19 protein-coding genes are annotated in these 20,272 nt (G+C 64.8%); 8 read left to right on the top strand and 11 right to left on the bottom strand.

Annotation, left to right across the window (positions count from 1 at the left end):
• The first annotated feature begins 1 nt into the window (after position 1).
• Both Q7V20_RS02240 and Q7V20_RS02235 read left to right on the top strand, forming a co-directional pair.
• On the top strand, positions 2-568 hold the full coding sequence (locus tag Q7V20_RS02240) for an SIS domain-containing protein (protein WP_304786704.1): 567 nt from the start codon (positions 2-4) through the stop codon (positions 566-568).
• Positions 565-1,224, top strand: coding sequence for a BON domain-containing protein (locus tag Q7V20_RS02235; protein WP_370652390.1), 660 nt, complete (start codon positions 565-567; stop codon positions 1,222-1,224). Before Q7V20_RS02240 ends, Q7V20_RS02235 begins: the two co-directional genes overlap by 4 nt.
• Before the next feature lie 17 nt (positions 1,225-1,241).
• Here Q7V20_RS02235 and Q7V20_RS02230 read toward each other — a convergent pair whose 3' ends face one another.
• Genes Q7V20_RS02230 through Q7V20_RS02215 form a run of 4 tightly spaced genes read right to left on the bottom strand, consistent with a single transcriptional unit; the run spans position 1,242 to position 5,018 of the window.
• Positions 1,242-2,138 (bottom strand): NAD(P)-dependent oxidoreductase, encoded by an 897-nt coding sequence (locus tag Q7V20_RS02230; RefSeq protein ID WP_370652389.1) that lies wholly within the window; start codon positions 2,136-2,138, stop codon positions 1,242-1,244.
• The gene (locus Q7V20_RS02225) at positions 2,138-3,274 is read right to left on the bottom strand and encodes a PilT/PilU family type 4a pilus ATPase (protein ID WP_304786702.1); all 1,137 of its coding nucleotides are present in this window, start codon (positions 3,272-3,274) and stop codon (positions 2,138-2,140) included. Before Q7V20_RS02225 ends, Q7V20_RS02230 begins: the two co-directional genes overlap by 1 nt.
• Before the next feature lie 54 nt (positions 3,275-3,328).
• Entirely contained in the window at positions 3,329-3,973 is a 645-nt protein-coding gene (locus tag Q7V20_RS02220) for a Crp/Fnr family transcriptional regulator (protein WP_304786700.1), read from the bottom strand.
• 1 nt (position 3,974) lies between these two features.
• On the bottom strand, positions 3,975-5,018 hold the full coding sequence (locus tag Q7V20_RS02215) for a type IV pilus twitching motility protein PilT (protein WP_230180412.1): 1,044 nt from the start codon (positions 5,016-5,018) through the stop codon (positions 3,975-3,977).
• 35 nt (positions 5,019-5,053) lie between these two features.
• On the opposite strand from Q7V20_RS02215, the gene Q7V20_RS02210 reads away from it, so the two are divergent.
• From Q7V20_RS02210 to proC, 4 genes are read left to right on the top strand one after another with little or no spacing between them, the layout of a single operon-like run.
• Entirely contained in the window at positions 5,054-5,740 is a 687-nt protein-coding gene (locus Q7V20_RS02210) for a YggS family pyridoxal phosphate-dependent enzyme (protein WP_304786696.1), read from the top strand.
• A gap of 35 nt (positions 5,741-5,775) precedes the next feature.
• Positions 5,776-6,441: a response regulator transcription factor gene (locus Q7V20_RS02205; RefSeq protein ID WP_304786694.1), complete on the top strand. Its 666-nt coding sequence runs from the start codon at positions 5,776-5,778 to the stop codon at positions 6,439-6,441.
• The gene (locus Q7V20_RS02200; protein WP_304786692.1) at positions 6,438-8,246 is read left to right on the top strand and encodes an ATP-binding protein; all 1,809 of its coding nucleotides are present in this window, start codon (positions 6,438-6,440) and stop codon (positions 8,244-8,246) included. Before Q7V20_RS02205 ends, Q7V20_RS02200 begins: the two co-directional genes overlap by 4 nt.
• A 9-nt stretch (positions 8,247-8,255) precedes the next feature.
• Positions 8,256-9,077 carry a pyrroline-5-carboxylate reductase gene (gene proC / locus Q7V20_RS02195; RefSeq protein ID WP_304786690.1) on the top strand — a complete coding sequence of 274 codons (822 nt, stop codon included), beginning with the start codon at positions 8,256-8,258 and terminating at the stop codon, positions 9,075-9,077.
• A gap of 569 nt (positions 9,078-9,646) precedes the next feature.
• Here proC and ubiA read toward each other — a convergent pair.
• Entirely contained in the window at positions 9,647-10,531 is an 885-nt protein-coding gene (gene ubiA / locus Q7V20_RS02190; protein ID WP_304786688.1) for a 4-hydroxybenzoate octaprenyltransferase, read from the bottom strand.
• Between the two features lie 89 nt (positions 10,532-10,620).
• On the opposite strand from ubiA, the gene Q7V20_RS02185 reads away from it, so the two are divergent.
• Positions 10,621-11,349 (top strand): SapC family protein, encoded by a 729-nt coding sequence (locus Q7V20_RS02185; protein ID WP_304786686.1) that lies wholly within the window; start codon positions 10,621-10,623, stop codon positions 11,347-11,349.
• Here Q7V20_RS02185 and Q7V20_RS02180 read toward each other — a convergent pair.
• Genes Q7V20_RS02180 through Q7V20_RS02170 form a run of 3 tightly spaced genes read right to left on the bottom strand, consistent with a single transcriptional unit; the run spans position 11,338 to position 17,214 of the window.
• Positions 11,338-12,834, bottom strand: a complete 1,497-nt coding sequence (locus tag Q7V20_RS02180; protein ID WP_304786685.1) for an efflux transporter outer membrane subunit — start codon at positions 12,832-12,834, stop codon at positions 11,338-11,340. The two genes, Q7V20_RS02185 and Q7V20_RS02180, sit on opposite strands and share 12 nt — an antisense overlap.
• Positions 12,827-15,973 carry an efflux RND transporter permease subunit gene (locus Q7V20_RS02175; protein ID WP_304786683.1) on the bottom strand — a complete coding sequence of 1,049 codons (3,147 nt, stop codon included), beginning with the start codon at positions 15,971-15,973 and terminating at the stop codon, positions 12,827-12,829. Before Q7V20_RS02175 ends, Q7V20_RS02180 begins: the two co-directional genes overlap by 8 nt.
• Before the next feature lie 11 nt (positions 15,974-15,984).
• Positions 15,985-17,214, bottom strand: a complete 1,230-nt coding sequence (locus tag Q7V20_RS02170) for an efflux RND transporter periplasmic adaptor subunit (protein WP_304786681.1) — start codon at positions 17,212-17,214, stop codon at positions 15,985-15,987.
• A 134-nt stretch (positions 17,215-17,348) separates the two neighbouring features.
• Between Q7V20_RS02170 and Q7V20_RS02165 the strand changes: the two genes are divergently transcribed.
• Positions 17,349-18,050, top strand: coding sequence for a TetR family transcriptional regulator (locus Q7V20_RS02165; protein WP_304786679.1), 702 nt, complete (start codon positions 17,349-17,351; stop codon positions 18,048-18,050).
• On the opposite strand, the gene Q7V20_RS02160 is transcribed toward Q7V20_RS02165, so the two are convergent.
• The 3 genes from Q7V20_RS02160 to Q7V20_RS02150 are packed head-to-tail and all read right to left on the bottom strand — an operon-like array spanning position 17,936 to position 20,190.
• Positions 17,936-18,610, bottom strand: a complete 675-nt coding sequence (locus Q7V20_RS02160; RefSeq protein WP_304786677.1) for a histidine phosphatase family protein — start codon at positions 18,608-18,610, stop codon at positions 17,936-17,938. The genes Q7V20_RS02165 and Q7V20_RS02160 overlap by 115 nt on opposite strands.
• Before the next feature lie 27 nt (positions 18,611-18,637).
• Entirely contained in the window at positions 18,638-18,955 is a 318-nt protein-coding gene (locus Q7V20_RS02155) for a DUF1840 domain-containing protein (RefSeq protein WP_304786675.1), read from the bottom strand.
• Positions 18,952-20,190, bottom strand: a complete 1,239-nt coding sequence (locus Q7V20_RS02150; RefSeq protein WP_304786672.1) for a glycosyltransferase — start codon at positions 20,188-20,190, stop codon at positions 18,952-18,954. Before Q7V20_RS02150 ends, Q7V20_RS02155 begins: the two co-directional genes overlap by 4 nt.
• Between the last annotated feature and the right edge of the window lie 82 nt (positions 20,191-20,272).

Here is a 20,272-nt window from a genome sequence, read left to right as displayed (position 1 = left end):
CATGTCGGACACACCATTTCAGCAACCTTTCTCGCAGCAGCCCTTCCTGGAGACCGCCGATGTGCTTTACCAGTCGGCGGATCGGTTGGCGCTGCACCTGCACTACGCCGCCCAGGCCATCACGCACACGCTGACGGCGGGCGGCAAGGTGCTGTGCGCGGGCGTGGCCGAGGCCGAATGGCTGGCGCAACAGACCGCCTCGCTGCTGGTCAGGGGCGTGAGCCGCGAACGCCCGCCGCTGGCCGCCCTGGCCGTGCCCAGCAAGGACGACAACCTGGTCGCACAGGTTCGCGCCTTGGGCCACCCCGGCGACATCTGGCTGGCGTTTTCACTGGAACGCGATGAGCCCGCGCTGGTGGCGGCCACCGAAGCGGCCCGCGAACAAGATCTGACTTTGGTGCTCTTCACGGGCGAGGCCGCTTCGGTGCTGGGCCCGCTGCTGAGAGACACCGATGTCTGGGTACCTTTACCCGGACACCAGGCGGCCCGGCTTTTCGCCGTGGCCTGGCTGGCCCTGCACAGCCTGTGCGAGGCCGTGGACACCCATTTGCTAGGAGACGTGGCTTGAAAAAAATCAACACATTGCAGAACCTGGGACGCTTTGGCCGCTGGACGGCGCTGGCGCTGGCCTTGAACCTGACGGCCGGTTGCGCGCCGCTGGTGCTGGGCTCGGCCATCGGCGGGGCCTTCATGGCCTCGGACCGCCGCACCTCCGGCACGCAGCTGGAAGACCAGGGCATCGAGATCAAGGCCTCTTCGCGCATCCGCGAAACGGTGGGCGAAAGTAGCCACGTCAACGCAACCTCCTACAACCGCCTGGTTTTGTTGACGGGCGAAGTGGCGTCGGAGGCGGATCGCACCGCCGTGGAACAAGCAGTGGCGCGGGTCGAAAACGTGCAATCCGTGGTCAATGAACTGGCCGTGATGGGCGCCAGCTCGCTGGGTTCACGCTCCAGCGACATGCTGATCAAGGGCAAGATCAAGGCGAGCTTCGTGGACGCGCGCGACATGTTCTCCAACGCCTTCAAGATCGTGGTCGAGCGAGGAGACGTTTACCTGATGGGCCTGGTGACCGAGCGCGAAGCCAACCGGGCGGCTGAACTGGCCTCCGGCGTGAGCGGCGTGACCAAGGTGGTCAAGGTGTTCCAGCTGATGACCGAGGATGAACTGGCGCGCAAGCTGCCGCCACCCCGGCCCGCTTCACCAGCGGCGTCCAATCCCTGACCCCCTGGGGGCAGGGGTCAGCGCAAACGGCGGATCAGGCTGGAGGTGTCCCAGCGGCCGCCGCCCATGCCCTGCACATCAGCATAGAACTGGTCGATCAGGGCCGTGGCGGGCAGTCGGGCCCCCAGGCGTTTGGCTTCATCCAGGCACAGGCCCAGGTCCTTGCGCATCAGGTCAACCGCGAAACCAAAGTCGAACAGGTCATTGACCATGGTGGGGCCGCGGTTCTGCATTTGCCAGCTGCCGGCCGCGCCTTGCGTGATGACGCCCAGCACGGCCTGCATGTCCAGGCCCGCGGTCTGGCCAAACGCCAAGGCTTCTGACAGGCCTTGCAACAGCCCGGCCACGCAGATCTGGTTGACCATTTTGGCCAGTTGGCCCGAGCCGCTGGCGCCCAGGTGGGTGACCGCGCGGGCATAGGCCTGCAACACGGGCTGAACGCGGCTGAATGCGTCGGCATCGCCGCCACCCATGATGGTCAGCACGCCGTTGATGGCCCCAAGGTTGCCACCCGAGACGGGGGCATCGATGAAATGCAGGCCTTGGTCGCGGGCGATTTGAGCGAGTTCGCGGGCCACCTCAGCCGAGGTGGTGGTGTGGTCCACCAGCACGCTGCCATCCGGCATGGCACCGAAGGCGCCCTCGGGCCCCACGGTGATGCTGCGCAGATCGTCGTCATTGCCCACGCAGGTGAACACGATCTGTGCCTCGCGCACCGCTTCGCGCGGTGACACCGCCCAGGCGCCGCCATGCTCGGCCACCCAGGCCAGGGCCTTGGCCTGCGTGCGGTTGTAGACGGTGACCTGGTGGCCGGCTTTGAGCAGGTGGGCCGCCATGGGCGCGCCCATGGTGCCCAAGCCCAGGAAGGCCACCTTGTGTGGCGCCACGGCTTCGTAGGTTTTGCTCACGGTCATCAGACGATCTTGAAGTGCTCGGTACCGGACGACAGATCCGTGCTGCGCGCGCGCTGGCTGTGCAGCTTGATCTGCAGGCGCAAGTCGTTGACCGAGTCGGCGTTGCGCAGCGCGTCTTCAAAGGTGATGTCGTTGTTCTCGAACAGGTCGAACAGGGCCTGGTCGAAGGTCTGCATACCCAGCTCGCGCGACTTCTTCATGATCTCCTTGATCTCGCCGACCTCACCCTTGAAGATCATGTCGGAGATCAAGGGGGTGTTGAGCAGGATTTCGACCGCTGCCGCGCGGCCCTTGCCTTCCTGGCGGGGCAGCAGGCGTTGCGAGACCAGTGCCTTCAGGTTCAGCGACAGGTCCATCAGCAGTTGCGTGCGGCGCTCTTCGGGGAAGAAGTTGATGATGCGGTCCAGCGCCTGGTTGGCGCTGTTGGCGTGCAAGGTGGCCATGCACAAGTGGCCGGTTTCGGCGAAAGCCACGGCGTGCTCCATGGTCTCGCGGTCGCGAACTTCGCCCATCAGGATCACATCGGGGGCTTGGCGCAGGGTGTTCTTCAAGGCCATCTCCCAGCCATCGGTGTCGATGCCGACCTCGCGCTGGGTGACGATGCAGTTCTTGTGCGGGTGCACGAACTCGACCGGATCTTCGATGGTGATGATGTGGCCGTAGGTGTTCTCGTTGCGGTGATCAACCATGGCCGCCAGCGTGGTCGATTTGCCCGAACCCGTGCCACCCACCAGGATGACCAGGCCGCGCTTGTTCATCGCCACCTCTTTCAGGATCTGCGGCAGGCCCATGGCATCGACCGTGGGCAGTTGCTGCGGAATGGTCCGCAGCACCATGCCGACGAAGCTTTGCTGCACGAACACGTTCACGCGGAAGCGCCCCACCCCACCTGGCGAAATGGCGAAGTTGCACTCCTTGGTGCGCTCGAACTCGGCCGCCTGCTTGTCGTTCATGATGGAACGGGCCAGGGCCATGGTGTGCTGCGCCGTCAGCGGTTGCGGCGACACCTTGGTGACCTTGCCGTCGACCTTGATGGCGGGCGGAAATTCGGCGGTGAGGAACAAGTCGGAGCCCCCACGCGCGATCATCAGCTTGAGCAGATCGTTGATGAATTTGGAGGCCTGATCGCGTTCCATGGCGTGAATCCCGTTGAATGTTTTAGACGACGATGGTGTTGTGTGGACTGTAAATCAACCGGCCGTGAGCAGGGCGCCCAAACGCGCGCTGAGCTGGCGCATGCGCAGGGACAGGCGGCGAGCCACACCCGCCATCAGGGCAAAGCCCAGGCGTGGCTCTTCGATCGCGAACTCGTCCAGCGCGCTGCGCGTGATGACGGCCAGGGAGCAGCGGCTCAGCGTCTGGCAGGACGCGAAACGCGCCCCGGCATCCAGCAAGGACATTTCACCCAAGACATCCCCTTCGCGCAATTCGGCCAGGCGCGCGCGCTCGCCAGTGGGCTGCACGCGATCGACGGCCACCAGGCCTTCCAGTATCACCAGGGCATAGTCGCCCTTTTCGTCCTGCACGATCAACTCCCGGCCGGCCGGGACAGTGACGAATTCGAGGTGAGTGCGCAGTTTGTCGCACTCGGCCTCGCCCATCAGGCTGGTGAAGGTGTCATCAAGCCAGGCTTTGAGCAGCAAAGCCACCCCCACCTGGGGGTCCAGGCTCTGGGCGCCGACGGCCAGGGCCCGCGAGGTCCAGGCCGAAGCAGCCCGCGAGATTTCGGGGCGCTCCATGAACTGGGTGGAGAAGAAACCTTCGTCGTCGGCTTCGCGCTCCGAGAAGGTGTCGCCAGGGCTCGTGCTTTTGAATCGGTCCAGCAAACGTCTCATGTCAGCCCGGGAAGTTTTCGGGCGACTTGGCCCTGGAGCGGGCTTCGGCGGGCGAGATGAGGTTGCGGCGCACCAAGTCGCTCAGGTTCTGATCGAGCGTCTGCATGCCGGCGTTGTTGCCGGTCTGAATGGCCGAGTACATCTGGGCGATCTTGTTTTCGCGGATCAGGTTGCGGATGGCGGCGTTGGCCACCATGATCTCGTGGGCGGCCACGCGGCCCGAGCCATCTTTGAGCTTGCACAGCGACTGCGAGATCACCGCCACTAGCGATTCGGACAACATGGCGCGGACCATGTCTTTTTCAGCCGCCGGGAAAACGTCGACCACCCGGTCAATGGTTTTGGCCGCGCTGGAGGTGTGCAGGGTGCCGAACACCAAGTGGCCAGTTTCAGCGGCGGTCAGGGCCAGGCGGATGGTTTCCAGATCGCGCATTTCGCCCACCAGGATGCAGTCCGGGTCTTCGCGCAGTGCCGAGCGCAGCGCGTTGGAAAAGCTCATGGTGTGCGGCCCGACCTCGCGCTGGTTGATCAGGCACTTTTTGGATTCGTGCACGAACTCGATCGGGTCTTCCACCGTCAGGATGTGGCCGTATTCGGACTCGTTCAGGTGGTTGACCATGCCGGCCAGCGTGGTGGACTTGCCCGAACCGGTGGGGCCGGTGACCAACACCAAGCCGCGCGGACGCAGCGCCAGGTCGGCGAAGATCTTGGGCGCGTTGAGCTGCTCCAGCGTCAGGATCTTGGAAGGAATCGTCCGGAACACGGCGCCAGCGCCCCGGTTCTGGTTGAAGGCATTGACCCGGAAACGCGCCAGGCCCTGGATCTCGAACGAGAAGTCGCACTCCAGCGTTTCTTCGTACATCTTGCGCTGGGCGTCGTTCATGATGTCGTACACCATGTCGTGGACCTGTTTGTGGTCCAGCGCATCGACGTTGATGCGCCGCACATCGCCGTGCACCCGGATCATGGGGGGCAAACCCGCCGACAAGTGCAAGTCAGACGCTTTGTTCTTGACCGAGAAGGCGAGAAGTTGGGTGATATCCATGGATGATTGGGGCCGGGATTTCTTGACAGACCATTATGGCGACGATCACCAGCAAGCTACAACTCGTGCAAAGCCGAATAAAGCAGGCTTGTTCAAAAGTGGACCGTCCGGCCGATGGTGTCACATTGCTGGCGGTCAGCAAGACCTTTCCGGCAGCCGATGTGCGCGAGGCTTTTGAGGCCGGACAGCACCGCTTTGGTGAAAACTACGTGCAAGAGGCCGTGGACAAGATGGCCGAGCTGGCCGACCTGCGCCCGCAGATCGAATGGCATCTGATCGGGCCGCTACAGAGCAACAAGACCCGCGTGGTGGCCGAAAACTTCGACTGGGTGCACACGGTGGACCGCGTGAAGATCGCCCAGCGCCTGAGCGAACAAAGGCCTGCGCACCTGCCGCCTTTGCAGGTCTGCGTGCAGGTCAACACCAGTGGCGAGGCCAGCAAAAGCGGGGTCGATCCGGCCGAGGCCCTGGCCCTGGCACAGGCCGTGGCCCAACTGCCCCACCTGCAATTAAGGGGGGTGATGGCGCTGCCAGCCCCCAGCACCGACGCGTCCACCCAACACCAGGCCCTGAAAAAGATACGAGAAGTGTTCGATGAACTGCGTGATCACGGGTTAACACTGGATACTTTGTCGATGGGCATGAGCGCCGACCTCGAAATGGCCGTGGAACAAGGGTCAACCATGGTACGAATTGGGTCCGCCATCTTTGGACAACGCTGACGGCCCAGATAAGATCACGCCCAGAAGAAGGCGCCATGGATCACCAATCTCCGCATTACCTGTTAGTTGATGATCACAGCCTCATCCGTGAAGGGATGATGCACGCCATCCGCAGCCTGCAACCCGCAGCACGCTTTTCGCAGGCCAACACCTGCCGCGGCGCCCTGTCGCACCTGGCCAACTCGGCCGCCGACCCGATCGACGCGGTCCTGCTGGACCTGGGCCTGCCCGACAGCAGTGGCGTGGACACCCTCAAGCATGTGCGCCAGGTGGCCACCACCCAACGCATCGGCATCATCACCGGCAGCACCGACGCGCAACTGGCGCTGGAGTGCATCCACCACGGCGCCTCCTGCTTCATCCCCAAGCTGGGTGAGCTCGATGGCTTCATGACGGCGCTGCAGGCCCTGGTCGAGGGGCGGCTGCACTTTCCGGCCGATCTGCTGTCCAGCCCGGCGGCCACCCTGCCCGATTCACCTGACTTGCTGCCCAGCATCAAGCTCACCCCGCGTCAGAAAGACGTGCTGACCTGGATCACGCGCGGCTGCTCCAACCCGGTGATCGCCACCGCGCTGGGCATCAGCCCCGAGACCGTGAAGCTGCATGTCAGCGCCATCTTCCGGGCCTACAAGGTGCACAGCCGCACGCAGTTGGTCCTGTTGTGCTCCCGCCAGGCGCCCGTCGAGGAGCAGCTACCGTGAGTTGGTGGCGCGGCTCCCTCAAGGGGCTGGCGCCCATCGAATCCCGCATCGACCTGCAATTGCTTCAAGACAGCTGGCGCATCACGCCCGGCTCGGTCTTGCCGCAGATCCCTGCGCTGCTGTTGCTGGCCTGGATGGTGAAGGATTCGCCCCTGCCGCGCTGGCACTGGGTCGCCCCGGCCATCGGCCTGCTGATCGTGTGGGCCGTCGTGGGCCTGATGGCCCGGCGGTTTCAGCGCTTTGGCATCGCCGCCTCGGGCTACCGCACCTGGCGCGCCACCCTGGTGGGCTGGCATCTGCTGCAAAGCGTGTTCTGGGGCCTGATGGGCGTGGCCTTGCTGAGCGTGGCCACACCCAGCTGGAAAATGAGCCTGGTGGCGGCTGTGGTGGTGTACGGCTACACGCTGATGCTGGTGCTGGTGCACGACTGGATCGTCGGCTTCTTTGGCAGCTTTCCGCTGCTGCTGCTGGTCAGTGCACGTTTGCTGGTTGATCACGAAGACAGTTCTGTCTACCTGGCCGTGGTGCTGCTGCTGTCGATGATCACCTGCATGTTCATCTCCTCCGGCATCAGCCGGCGCCTGCGCGAAGGCGCCCTGCTTCGCCACGAAAACGCCGCGCTGGTGCTGCAACTGCGCCACGAGATCAACCAGGTCACACTGGCCAAGGCCCTGGCCGAGGGCGCCGACCGGCAAAAGAGCGAGTTCTTCGCCGCCGCCAGCCACGACCTGCGCCAGCCCCTGCACGTGATGATGCTGCTCACCAACGCCCTCACCCCCTGGGTGCCCCAGGCCGAAGGGCAGGATCTGCTGTCCAAGATCAGCACCTCGCTGCGATCACTGAGCACTTTGTTCGAGCGCATGTTCGACGTGGCCAGCATTGATGCCGAACGGGTGGAGCACCAACCCCAGGCCCTGGCCTTGTCCACCCTGTACCGGCGCCTGGACCACGAGTTCGCGGTGCTGTGCGCCAACAAGGGCCTGAGTTGGCAGGTGGACGCCACCGACGCCTGGGTGCAGGCCGATCCGCACATCACCGAGCGCATCTTGCGCAACCTGCTCAACAACGCCGTGCGCTACACACACCAGGGGCAGGTGCGCTTACGTGCCCGGGTGCGGGGGCGCTGGGTGCTCTGCCAAGTGTGGGACAGTGGGGTGGGCGTGGCCCCCGAGCACCGCGAACGCATTTTTGACGACTATTTTCAAGCGCACACCACGGCACGTCGCTCGGGCGAAGGCCTGGGGCTGGGGCTGGCGGTGGTGCGGCGGCTGGCACGCCTGGGCCGCGTTCAGGTCACCGTGCGGTCAAAGCTGGGGCGTGGCTCCTGCTTCTCGTTGCGGCTGCCGCTGCGCGAGGCAATCGCCGCACCATCGCCCAACTCCGTGGGCGTCAGCCAGGATGCGCCCAAAGACCCGAATCAGCGCGGTGTGGTGGTGTTGATCGACGACGAACCCCAGGTGCTGGACAGCATGGCGCTGGTGCTGCGCCAGAACGGCTGGCAAGCCGCCACCGGACACACGCCCGACCTCGCGGTGGAGGCCGTGGCCGCGCTTCAGACCTCGGGCGAGATGCCCTTGGGCGATTTGCCCGTGGCCGTGATCAGCGACTACCGCCTGGGCCTGAGCATCACCGGCCTGGAGGCCATAGCCCAGTTGCGCTACGAGTTCGGAGAAGACTTGCCCGCCTTCCTGCTGACGGCCGACGCCACCGCCGACCTGGGCTCGCAAGCGGCCAGCGTGGGCGTCACGCTGCTGCGCAAACCACTGAACCCCAGCGAGCTGATCCGCATCCTGGATGCGGCATGATCACGTCCCATGAGCACTTCATCTTTTGACATCGCATTCATCGGCGGCGGCAACATGGCCACCGCCATCATCGGCGGCCTGTTGCGGCAAGGCCGCGCGGCCAGCAGCATCCTGGTCATCGACCCGAGCGAAGAGCAGCGCCTGCGTTTGCAGCAAACCCTGGGCGTGAGCGCCCTGCCCTCGCCTGATGTGGCCCTGTCCACCGTGTCCACCGTGGTGTGGGCGGTGAAGCCGCAGCAGTTCAAGGACGCGGCCGCCGCTTGTGGTGCACACACAGCCCAAGCCTTGCACTACAGCGTGATGGCCGGCCTGCGCACCAGCGACATGGCCCGCCTGCTGGGCACCCCGCGCGTGGTGCGCGCGATGCCCAACACCCCGGCCTTGGTCGGGCAAGGCATCACCGGGCTGTTTGCCCGGCCGGAGGTCAGCGAGGCTGAGAAGCAGGCCGTGCAGGACATGGTGGCGCCCACAGGCCAATGGCTGTGGGTGAAGCAGGAAAGCGACCTGGATGCGGTGACGGCACTGTCGGGCTCAGGCCCGGCTTACGTTTTCTATTTCATTGAGGCGATGGTGCAGGCGGCGGCGGACATGGGTTTGGATGCCGAGCAAGGCCGCGCCTTGGCCTTGGCCACCTTTGCGGGGGCCACGACCCTGGCGTCGCAATCGACCGAACCACCCTCGGTGCTGCGCGAGCGGGTCACGTCCAAGGGCGGGACCACCTACGCGGCGCTGAGCAGCCTGGAAGCGAATGGCGTCAAGGCGGCGTTCGTGGCCGCCATGCGCGCCGCGCAGCAGCGGGCGGGCGAGTTGGGGGATGAGTTCGGGCGCTAAGGTTGGGCGGGCTCACCACGTTGTGAGCGTTTGATCGGTGCAGCGCGGGGCGAGGGCTGGGTCGACATCCGTCGGGACTTCAGCTTGGTGGTCCCGCTGCGCGGGACTGCCTTGCGATGCTCGCACCGAGGTGGGGCCGTGGAACTCGCTGCGCGGCCTTTGGCCGCTGCACTCAAACAACCACGGCCAGTCAGATGACGATGCGCGCTATCGCGCGCCCACCTCGGCACTCCGCTTCTCAGCACCAAGCAGGCGCCCCGCCGGATGCCACCCCAGCCCTTGTTTCGCCCCGCTGGTGGCGCAGCACGGTTCTTTTTCGTGCCACGCCACCAGCGAGGCGATCAGGGATGAGGCGGTGGCTGGCGGGGCGACTTCGGGGGCGTCGAGGAGCGCAGCCTGGGGCGGAAAAAGGATCGTCCGTTGTTTGAGCCGAAGGCGAGTTTCGGACGATCCCCGCCCCTGGCGAGCACCGCAGAGCAGTCCGCCGCGCAGCGGTGGACCGCCACCATAGGAGCCCTGCCAGCCACCGGCTCATCCCCGCCTCGCGCTCCCAGCCACAGCCCGCCAACTCAGCCCGCCAGCACCGTGTCCAGCACCAGGCCCACGAACACGCTCAAACCCAGCCAGTGGTTCAGGCGGAAGGCTTTGAAGCAGCCATCACGGTCACGGCGGCGGATCAACCAGCCATGCCACAAAGCCTGCAGCGCCGCCACCGCCAGACCCGCGAAATACCAGACGCCGCGTCCAGCCTCATGGCCCACCATGGCCCAGCAGCCGATGCACAGGGCATAAAAACCCATCACACCCAGCACATCGAAACGCCCCAAGGTGATGGCCGACGTGCGGATGCCAATCTTGAGGTCATCATTGCGATCGACCATGGCGTACTCGGTATCGTAGGCCAGCACCCAGCCCAGGTTGCCCAGCACCAACCACCAGGCCTGCGCCGGAACATGATCGCCCACCGCCGCATAGGCCATGGGGATGCCAAAGCTGAAGGCCACGCCCAGCACCGCCTGAGGCATGGACACGAAACGCTTGGTGAAGGGGTAGATCACCGTGACGGCCAGCGCCGCGAAAGACATCGCGATGGTCAGCGCGTTGGTGGTCAATACCAGGGCGAACGAGACCAGGGCCAGCACGGCCCCCACCGCCAAAGCCTCTTTCACCGACAGCTGCCCGCTGGTCACCGGCCGCTGGGCCGTGCGTTGCACGTGGCGGTCAAAATCCCTGTCGGCCACGTCGTTGACGGCGCAACCCGCGCTGCGCATCAGGATGGTGCCCAGCGTGAACACCAACAGCAGATGCCAGCCCGGAAAGCCCCCTGCCGCCAACCAAAGGGCCGCCAAAGTGGGCCACAAGAGCAGCAGCCAGCCCTGGGGACGGTTCCAGCGGATCAGGTCCAGGTAAAGCGACCAGCGCGACCGGGGAAGGGGCAGACCAGGGGTGTTCACAGGATGGGATTATCGCGACACTGGGCCGTCATTGAAACTGACCATAATCTGCCACGGGCCGATCCTGGCCCAACCGAAGGGGACGTGCCATGAAAACTTTGTTGATGTACGACAAGCTGGTGCCGGTCAACCGCGAGCAGCACCGCCAACTTCGCGTCAAGGCCAGCGACAAGAAGCTGAACTTTGCGCGCGAGACCAATTCCGTGTTGTTGGCCGCGACCGAACTGCCGCTGGCCGCGCTGGACTTTCCCTGCGTGTTCGTCGCCTCGGGCGACCAGCACACCCTGGTGTCCGTGGTGGGCCTGCGCGACAAGGAAAACCTGCTGATCGACGACCACGGCGCCTGGGACACGCACTGCTACGTGCCCGCCTTCATCCGCCGCTACCCCTTTGTGCTGGCCGAGCAACCCGGCAGCACGCAACTGACGGTGTGCGTGGACGAGGCCTTTGACGGCCTGAACGCCACCGACGGCGAGGCCCTGTTCGATGCCGAAGGCAAGGACACGGCCTACCTGCAGCAGTTGCAGAAGTTCTTGCTGGATTTTCACAACGACATGCAGCGCACCACAGCGTTTGCCAAGCGCCTGGTTGAGCTGGAGTTGCTGGTGGACCGCAACATCGACTTCAAACTGGCCGAGCAGCACATCACGCTGAACGGTTTCAAGGTGGTCGACGAAGACAAGCTGCACAAGTTGCCGCCGGACACCGTGCAGGAACTGTTCAACAACGGTGCCCTGGGCTGGATCCACGCCCACTTGCTGTCATTGAACAACGTCAACAAGCTGGGCGCGCGACTGATCCGCAAGTTAACGAACTGAGGTTGGCTCGGGCGGCGTCCAGCCGCCACCCAGCGCCTTGTACAGCGTGATGTGCGCCTGCTGGCGCGCCAGCTGCGCCGAGATCAGGGCCTGTTGTGAAGCAAACAGACTGCGCTGCGCATCCAGCAAATCCAGCTGGCTGGCCACGCCACTGCTGTAGCGCAAGGTGGCCAGGCGCAGACGGGCCGCTTCGGCATCGGTCTGGTTCTGCTGGGCCTGGGCCTGGTCGGCAAAACTGCTGCGCGCCACCAGGGCATCGGCCACTTCACGGAAGGCGCTTTGCAGCGCTTTCTCGTACTGGGCCACGGCAATCTCGCGCTTGACCTTGGCGCTGTCGATCAGCGCCAGATTGCGACCCGTGTCAAAGATGGGCAGCACCACACCGGGCGAGAAACTCCAGGCACTGCGTCCATCGCTGAACAGGCCGGACAGCGAGTCACTGACCACGCCCGCGCTGGCCGTGAGGCTGATGCGCGGGAACATGTTGGCCCGGGCCGCACCAATGTTGGCGTTGGCCGAGACGAGCTCTTGCTCGGCCTGGGCGATGTCGGGGCGCTTGAGCAAGGCTTCGGACGGCAAGCCCACGGGCAGCTCGCTCAAACCGGGCCACAAGGCGTCGCGCACCAGGGCGGACACGGCTTGCGGGTCCTCCATGGCGCTGGCGGTGGGCAGCACAGGCGCGGGCGGCAGCAGGTCGGCCGGGGCGGTTTCACCCAGCAGCAAGTTGAGGGCATTGGTGTCCTGCGCCAGTTGACGCTGCGCCTGCGCACGGCTGATGCGCGCAGCTTCCAGCACCGATTGCGTCGAACGCAAATCCAGCTCGTTGAGGACACCGTTGTCGAACTTGAGCTGCTGCAGCTTCATCGAGCCTTGGCGCGCCTGCAAGGTTTGCTCGGCCAGGGCAAGTTGCCAACGGTCGGCCCAGATCGCGTAATAGGTGTTGGCCACCGCGGCCACCAGGCTGATGTGCGCGGACTTGCGGGCCTCTTCCGTGGCCAGCAACTGCGCGCTGGCCGCGGCGCTCATCGCGCGCAAGCGGCCGAACAGGTCCAGCTCGAAGGCGGTGATGGTCACCCCACCCTGTGCCGTCGTGGTGACCGGGTAAGGTGCCACGGTCGAAGGCTGGCGCGTGCCCGTGATCGAGGCGTTCAGCGTGGGCAACTGGTCCGCACGCGTCACCTGGTACTGAGCCCGCACCTGCTCGATGTTGAGCACGGCCACGCGCAGGTCGCGGTTGTTCTCCAGCGACTTGCGGATCAGGCCCTGCAGGCGGGCATCCGGGAAGTAGGTGCTCCAGGGCAGTTCGGTCGCATTGGCGGCCGACGATGCCGAAGAGGCGGCCGATGCCGCCGGGCTGGGCGCCTGAGGCCAGTCGCTGGCCACCGGCGCATCGGGGCGCTTGTAATCGGGCGTCAGCGAGCAGGCGCCCAGGGCCAGGATGGCCGCCAGGGCCAGGGTTGATTTGACAGCAGTGAATTTAGTCATGAGGGACGACCTCTGCCTCGGAGGCGTTGGGGGTCTTGGGGTGTTTGGCGCCCTTGTTGAGCCACGTCATCACCACCACAAAAAACACCGGCACGAAAAACACCGCCAGCACTGTGGCCGCGATCATGCCACTCATCACGCCTGTCCCGATCGCGCGTTGCGCGGCTGAACCTGCGCCGTTGGCCAGCACCAGGGGCAACACGCCCAGGATGAAGGCCAGCGAAGTCATGATGATGGGGCGGAAACGCAGGTGACAGGCTTGCAAGGTGGCCTCGATGAGGCCCATGCCCTTGTCGTGCAGCTCTTTGGCGAACTCGATGATCAGGATCGCGTTCTTGGCCGACAGGCCCATGATGGTGATCAGGCCCACCTTGAAGTAGACGTCGTTGGGCAGGTCGCGGAACGACGCCCCCAGCAAGGAGCCGAGCAAGCCCAGCGGCACCACCAGCAGCACAGCCAGCGGGATGGTCCAGCTTTCATACAAGGCCGCCAGGCACAGGAACACCGCCAGCAGCGAGAAGCCCAGCAGCAGGGTCGCTTGCGAACCCGACAACTTCTCTTCACGCGACAGGCCGGTCCATTCGATGCCGATGCCTTGGGGCAATTGCTTGGCCAGGGTCTCGATCTCGTCCATGGCCTGGCCCGTGCTGAAGCCCTTGCCCGCGTCGCCCGAAAGGCGCATGGCGGGGTAGCCGTTGTAGCGCACCGCCTGCATCTGGCCGGTGATCCAGCGCGTGGTCGCGAAGGAGGACAGCGGCACGCTCTGGCCTTGGTTGTTGGTCACGTTGAGCTGCAGGATCTGGTCGGCCTGCATGCGGTCCTTGGCCTCGGCCTGCACCACCACGCGTTGCAGACGCCCCTGGTTGGGGAAGTCATTGATGTAGCTGGAGCCCAGGGCCGTGGACAAGGTGGCGCTGATCGCGTCGAAGCCGATGCCCAGGGCGTTGGCCTTGTCGCGGTCGATGTCCACCTGAAGTTGGGGCGCGTCTTCCAGGCCATCGGGGCGGACCCCGGTGACCTTGGGATTCTGCGCCAGCATGCCCAGCATCTGGTTGCGCGCGGCCAGCAAGGCGGCGGGGCCCAGGCCGGCGCGGTCTTGCAAGCGCAGCGAGAAGCCCGTGGCATTGCCCAGTTCGCGGATCGGCGGCGGGTTGAGCGGATAGATGAAGGCATCGCGGATGCCCATCAGTGCGCCAAAGGCCTTGCCCGCCAGGTCTTGCGCCGAGTGCCCGGCACCCTGGCGTTCGTCCCAATCTTTCAGCGTGACGAAAGCCAAGGCGGCGTTCTGGCCCGAGCCGGAGAAGCTGAAGCCCACCACACCGACCACCGACTGCACTTCCGGTTGCTTGAGGAAGTAGTCCTCGACCTTCGCGATCACGGTCTCGGTGCGGTTGGACGTGGCGCCCGGTGGCAACTGCACGTTGACGATCAGGTTGCCCTGGTCTTCGCTGGGCAGGAAGGACGAGGGCATGCGCACATACAGCCAACCCACCACGCCCACCAACACGGCGTACACGATCAACATGCGGCCACCGCGCTTGACCAGCTTGGCGATCGAGCTTTCATAACCATGCGTGGTCGCGGTGAAGCGGCGGTTGAACCAGCCGAAGAAGCCGCGCTTTTCATGGTGTCCCTCGGGGATGGGCTTGAGCAGCGTGGCGCACAAGGCGGGCGTCAGCGACAAGGCCAGGAAAGCCGAGAACAGCATCGACGACACCATCGACAGCGAGAACTGGCGGTAGATGTTGCCCACCGAGCCACTGAAGAAGGCCATCGGGATGAACACCGACACCAGCACCACGGTGATGCCGACAATGGCGCCACTGATCTGGCCCATGGCCTTGCGCGTGGCTTCCAGCGGCGACAGCCCCTCCTGCGCCATCAGACGCTCGACGTTCTCAACCACCACGATGGCATCGTCCACCAGGATGCCGATGGCCAGCACCATGCCGAACATGGTCAGCACGTTGATCGAGAACCCTGCCACCGACATGACCCCGAAGGTGCCCAGCAAGGCCACCGGCACCACCAGGGTCGGGATCAGCGTGTAGCGCAGGTTCTGCAAGAAGATGAACATCACCACGAACACGAGCGCCACGGCCTCGATCAGCGTTTCAACCACCTGGCTGATGGAGATCTTGACGAAGCCCGAGGTGTCGTAAGGGATGGAGAAATCCACGCCCTTGGGGAAATACTGCTTGAGCTCGGCCATGCGCTTGCGCACGGCTTCAGCGGTCTGCAGGGCATTCCCCGTGGGCGAGAGTTGCAGGCCGATGCCGCTGGCGGGCTTGCCATTCAAGCGGGCATAGGTGCCGTAGGTTTGCGCCCCCAACTCGATGCGGGCCACGTCACGCATGCGCACCACGGCGCCATCCGTCTTGGCGCGCAGCACGATGTTGCCGAACTGCTCGACGTTGGCCAACTGGCCGCTGACCACCACGGTGGCCGCCACAGTCTGCTCCACGATGTTGGGCCGCTCGCCAATGCCGCCCGCGGGCACCAAGGTGTTTTGTGCCCTGATGGCGTTGTTGACATCGGCGGCGGTCAGGCCGAAGGACACCAGCTTGGCCGGGTCCACCCAGATGCGCATGGCGCGCTCGGTGCCGAACAACTGCGCCTGGCCGATGCCGGGCACGCGCTGCAGTTCAGGGATGACGTTACGCGAGGCGTAGTCGCCCAGGAAGACCGGATCCTGCTCCGGGTTGCTCGACGACAGCATCACGAACATCAGGAAGTTGCTGCGCGATTTATCGACCTTCACACCCTGCTGAGTCACCGCCGCTGGCAAGCGCGGCGAGGCGCGTGACAAGCGGTTCTGCAACTCAACCTGGGCCAGGTCGATGTTGGTGCCGGGCTCGAAGGTCACGGTGATCGAGCCCGTGCCATTGGCCTGGCTGACCGATTCCATGTAGGCCAGGCCGGGCGCGCCATTGAGTTCCTGCTCGATGACGCTGACCACGCTGTCGTCCAGCGTCTTGGCCGAGGCACCGGGGTAAGTGGCACTGATCACGATGGACGGCGGCGCCACCGTGGGGTACTGGGCAATGGGCAACTGGGTGATGGCCACGCCACCAAACACCAGGATGAACAAGGCGATCACCCACGCGAAGATGGGCCGGTCGATGAAGAAGCGAGGCATGTCAGACTCCCTCAGCGCGAAGCGGCTGCATCAGGCGCAGACGCAGGGGCCGACGCGGCACCCGGCAACGGCGTGGGCTGCCAGGGCACGGCCTTGACCGGCGCCTTGGGGTTCATCATCTTCTGGAAGCCATCGACCATGACTTGCTCGCCAGACTTCAAGCCACTCAGCACCACCCACTGGTTGCCCTTGGCACCGCCCAGCTTGACCGGACGGGGTTTGACCATGCCATCGGCACCCACCACCATCACCGTGTCGCCCTGTGTAGAGCGGGTCACGGCCTGTTGGGGCAGCAAGATGCCGCCATCGACCTGGGCTTGCTCCAGGCGCACTCGCACGTACAAGCCCGGCATCAAGGCGCCGTCCGGGTTGGGCACCTCGGCGCGCAGCGAGACTTGGCCCGAGGTGCTGTCCACGCTCAGGTCAGAGAACAGCAGCTTGCCGGGCAAGGGGTACTCGGTGCCATCGTCCAGCAGCACGCGCACGCTGGCGGCCTGGCCACCGGCGCGCTTGAGCTTGCCCTGGGCCATGGCCTGCTTGAGCTTGAGCACCTCGGCGGCCGATTGCGTGAAGTTGACGTACAAAAGATTGGTTTGCTGGATCAGGGCCAGCTGCGTGGCATCACCCTGCCCCACCAAGGCGCCTTCGGTGACCAGCGCGCGGCCAATGCGGCCAGAGATGGGCGCGGTGACCGTGGCGTAACCCAGGTTGATGCGCGCGGTCTGCACGGCGGCCTTGGCGGCAGCCACATCCGCTTGCGCCTGGCTTTGCGCCACCTGGGCGTTCAAAAACTCTTGCGGGCTGATGGCCTTGGCGGCTTGCAGCGGCTGGTAGCGGCCCACCAAGGCCGTGGCCTGGCTCAAGTTGGCTTCGGCCTTGGCCTGCGAAGCCAGGGCGCTGTCAAGCACCGCCTTGAAACTGCTCGGGTCGATCTGGAACAGCACCTGCCCGGCCTTCACGTCGGAGCCTTCGACAAAAATGCGCTGCTGCACGATGCCGGCCACGCGGGCGCGAACCTGGGCCACGCGCGAGGCCTCCAGGCGACCTGGCAGCTCGGTGATGATGGGCACGGTTTGCGGCTGCACCGTGACCACGCCAACCTGCGCAGGCGGCATGCCGCCACCCGGCGCGGCAGCGGGTGCCGCCGCCTTGGGCCCGCAAGCGGCGAGCAAAGAGGCGGTCACGGCCAGCACGGCCCAAGCGCTGCTGCGCCGAATCATTCCCTTGTCATGGCTCGCCATGGATCACCTCTTCAAAAATACTTGTCTGGTCAATCAATTTGGCAACTATACATACATTCTTGTATGTATGAAATGAAATCAGTCACAATCAGCCACATTGAATTGACTGACTTGATGAAACCGGACACCTCCCCATGCGCCGCACCAAAGAAGACGCCCTGCTGACGCGTGAACAACTGCTGGATGCCGCTGAACTTGTCTTTGCGGACAAAGGTGTGTCGCGAACCTCCCTGCAGGACATTGCCCAGGCAGCGGGCATGACCCGTGGCGCCATTTACTGGCACTTCAAGGACAAAGCCGCTCTTTTTAACGCGATGATGGACAGGAGCACCTCGCCCATCGAAGAGACCATCGGCCGAGTAGGACAAGAGGCCACCGACGACCCGCTGGCGCAGGTCCGCGCCGCCATGATGGACGCCCTGACCCGCATCGCCACCGAACCCCGCACGCGCCGCGTGATCGGCATCGCCGTCAACAAGGTGGAGTACGTGGACGAGCTGAGCGATGTGCGCGCACGCCATGTGAGGGTGCACCTGAACTGCCAGGCTCACCTTGAAACAGCCTTGAAGCGCGCGCAGAAGCTGGGCCTGGTGGCGTCTCAACCCAGCGCCCGCGTGATGACCGTGGGCTTGCAGGCGCTGGTGAGCGGCCTGATCAACACCTGGATGCTGGACGACAAACTCTTCCACCTGACCCGCACTGGCGCGCAAGCCATCGACCTTTACTTGTCCGGGCTCAAGGCCACGTCGCCATCGCTGGTCTCGTCCAGGCCCACTTCGTCGTCCAGGTGCCGCGTGTCGGCCCAGCCCAGCAGGCTGAAGCCTTCGGGGCTGTAAAGCAGCCGGTTGATGCTGACGTTGCCAATCGTCCAGGTGCGTGGCGCCTGCAAAGGAATGTGGTTGGCAGCGCGGTAAAAACAATCCAGCACGCCCCCATGGGCCACCAGGGCCACGGTCTGACCGGGGTGCAAGCGGGCCAGGCGCTCGGCGGTGTCAATGCAGCGTTGGTAGAACGACTGCAAGGTCTCGCCCTCTGCAGGGCCATAGCTGGGATCGCGCTCGCGCCAGCGTCGGCCCTCTTCGGGCCATTGCAAGGCCACCTGGTTCTGGGTCATGCCTTCCAGGCGGCCGAAGTTGCGTTCGCGCAGGCCCTGGTCCAACTGCAAGGGCAGGCCGGTGGCGCGCGCCACGGCCTGCGCGGTGTCTCGCGCGCGCTGCAAGTCACTGGTGTAGAGCGCATCCAGTCCTTCATCGGACAAGGCCAGGGCCAGGCGCTCGGCCTGCCAGCGGCCATGTTCGTTCAAAGGGATGTCGGTGTGGCCCTGGATGCGCGCCTCCAGGTTCCAGGCCGTTTCGCCATGGCGAATGACCAGCAGGCGGGTGATGTGATCGCTCATGTCACCCATGATGCCTGAGTTGGCCGGTCAAACACCCCAGACGATGGGCTCCTTGGCCGCCTGCGCGGCTTCGATCATCTGGATCAGAGGCCAGGCGCGGCGGCGCAGATCCACCGCATCGGCCTCAGGCTGCTCGCCGTCACCGTCCTGCTTTGCGGACGCGCCCTCCTCGGAGATCTCATCCAAGGGCAAGGACCTGAGGGCGGCCAGCGCGGCCGGCATCTCCTCCGGCGTCAGGATGCCCTTGGGATCGGACGACTTGCCGATGTGGTGCAACAAGGCGTGCGCGTGTGCCGACAGCATCAACAGGTCACCGGTGGCTTGGGATTTGAATTTGAATGTCATGGGGTACCTCCGACTTCATTGTGCGCCCCATTGACAAAGCCCCTGGCGGGCTCATGCCGCCGCAAGCCGTGGATCTCCATGGCCTTGATGAGGGACTCTGCACTGCGCTCGATCACGAAGCGCTGATGGAAGCAGGCCAAGGCATCGCGCTTCATCTGCGCCCACATCGCCGGGTCAGCCTGGACCCATCGGTCCAGCAGCCGCTGGGTGCCCGGCAGGTCATCCGAATCCACCAGCCCGGCACCGGCCTGCTGCACCTCGCGCCAGATGTTGACCTGGTTGGAAATCAGCACCGGCACGGCGCAGGCCAGGGCCTCGGCCACCGCAATGCCGAAGTTCTCCTGGTGCGAGGGCAGGATGAAGGCATCGGCGCTGTGGAACGCGCCCCACTTGAGATCGCCCGACACCATCCCGGTCCAGGTGATGTGGTGCGCCAGCCCCAGCGAGGTGGCCAAAGCCTTCATCTCCACGCCATAAGCATCATCAGCCGGGCCGGCCATGACGATGTGCAAGTCCCTGGACTGCTCGGCAGGCAGGCGATTGAGCAAGGCGGCGAAGGCCTTCAGCAGCAGGTCTGGCCCCTTCTTGACGTGGACCCGACCCAGGAACAACAAGCAGCGCTTGCCCACCAGGTGCGGAAAGCGTTCCAGGAACACCCGGCGCTGCACCTCGGCGTCACCCGTGGGCGCGCTGGTGCCGTAGTTGACCACGTGCTCGTTGCACTTGTAGAGCCAGAAAGACTGGCGTGCCAGGAGCCGTTCATCCTCGCAAGTGAACATCACGGCGGTGGCGTCGCGCAATACCCGGTACTCGGCCCAGGGCCAGTACAACCATTTCTTCAGATGCTTGAGTGGGTAGGTGCGTTTGAACCAGGGGTCCAGCATGCCGTGCGTGTAAACAAAGTACGGTGTGGACGATCCTTGCAGCGCCCGCCAGGCCGCGAAGGAGTGGTACTCCCAGATGCCATTGACGATGACCACGTCGTAGTTGCCGCGGTGCTCACACAGCCAGGGCACGAGCCTGGACGAGTAGCGGTAAGGCGCACTGGAAGGCCCCATGGCATGGCACTTGATGGGGAAGTTTTTCACCCAGGGGCTGTCGGGATCGTCCAGCGAAACCACCTCCACCGTGTTGCCGTGCCTCAGGTTGACGGCGGACAACTGCTTGACGCCTTCAATGGGACCGCCCCCCACCGGGTTCACCGAGGAGATGCAATGGAGGATGCGAAAAGACATGAGACAAAGACCCGAGATTTGGCGGTGTGAAACACGTTCGATGACGCCGACCATGGCATGGCCAATGCATTCGAGCCTAGCC

The sequence above is a fragment of the Aquabacterium sp. genome (assembly GCF_030652515.1).
Lineage (GTDB): Bacteria > Pseudomonadota > Gammaproteobacteria > Burkholderiales > Burkholderiaceae_C > Aquabacterium.
The sequence above is the reverse complement of the archived record's forward strand: the minus strand, read 5'-3'. Positions and strand labels throughout refer to the sequence as shown.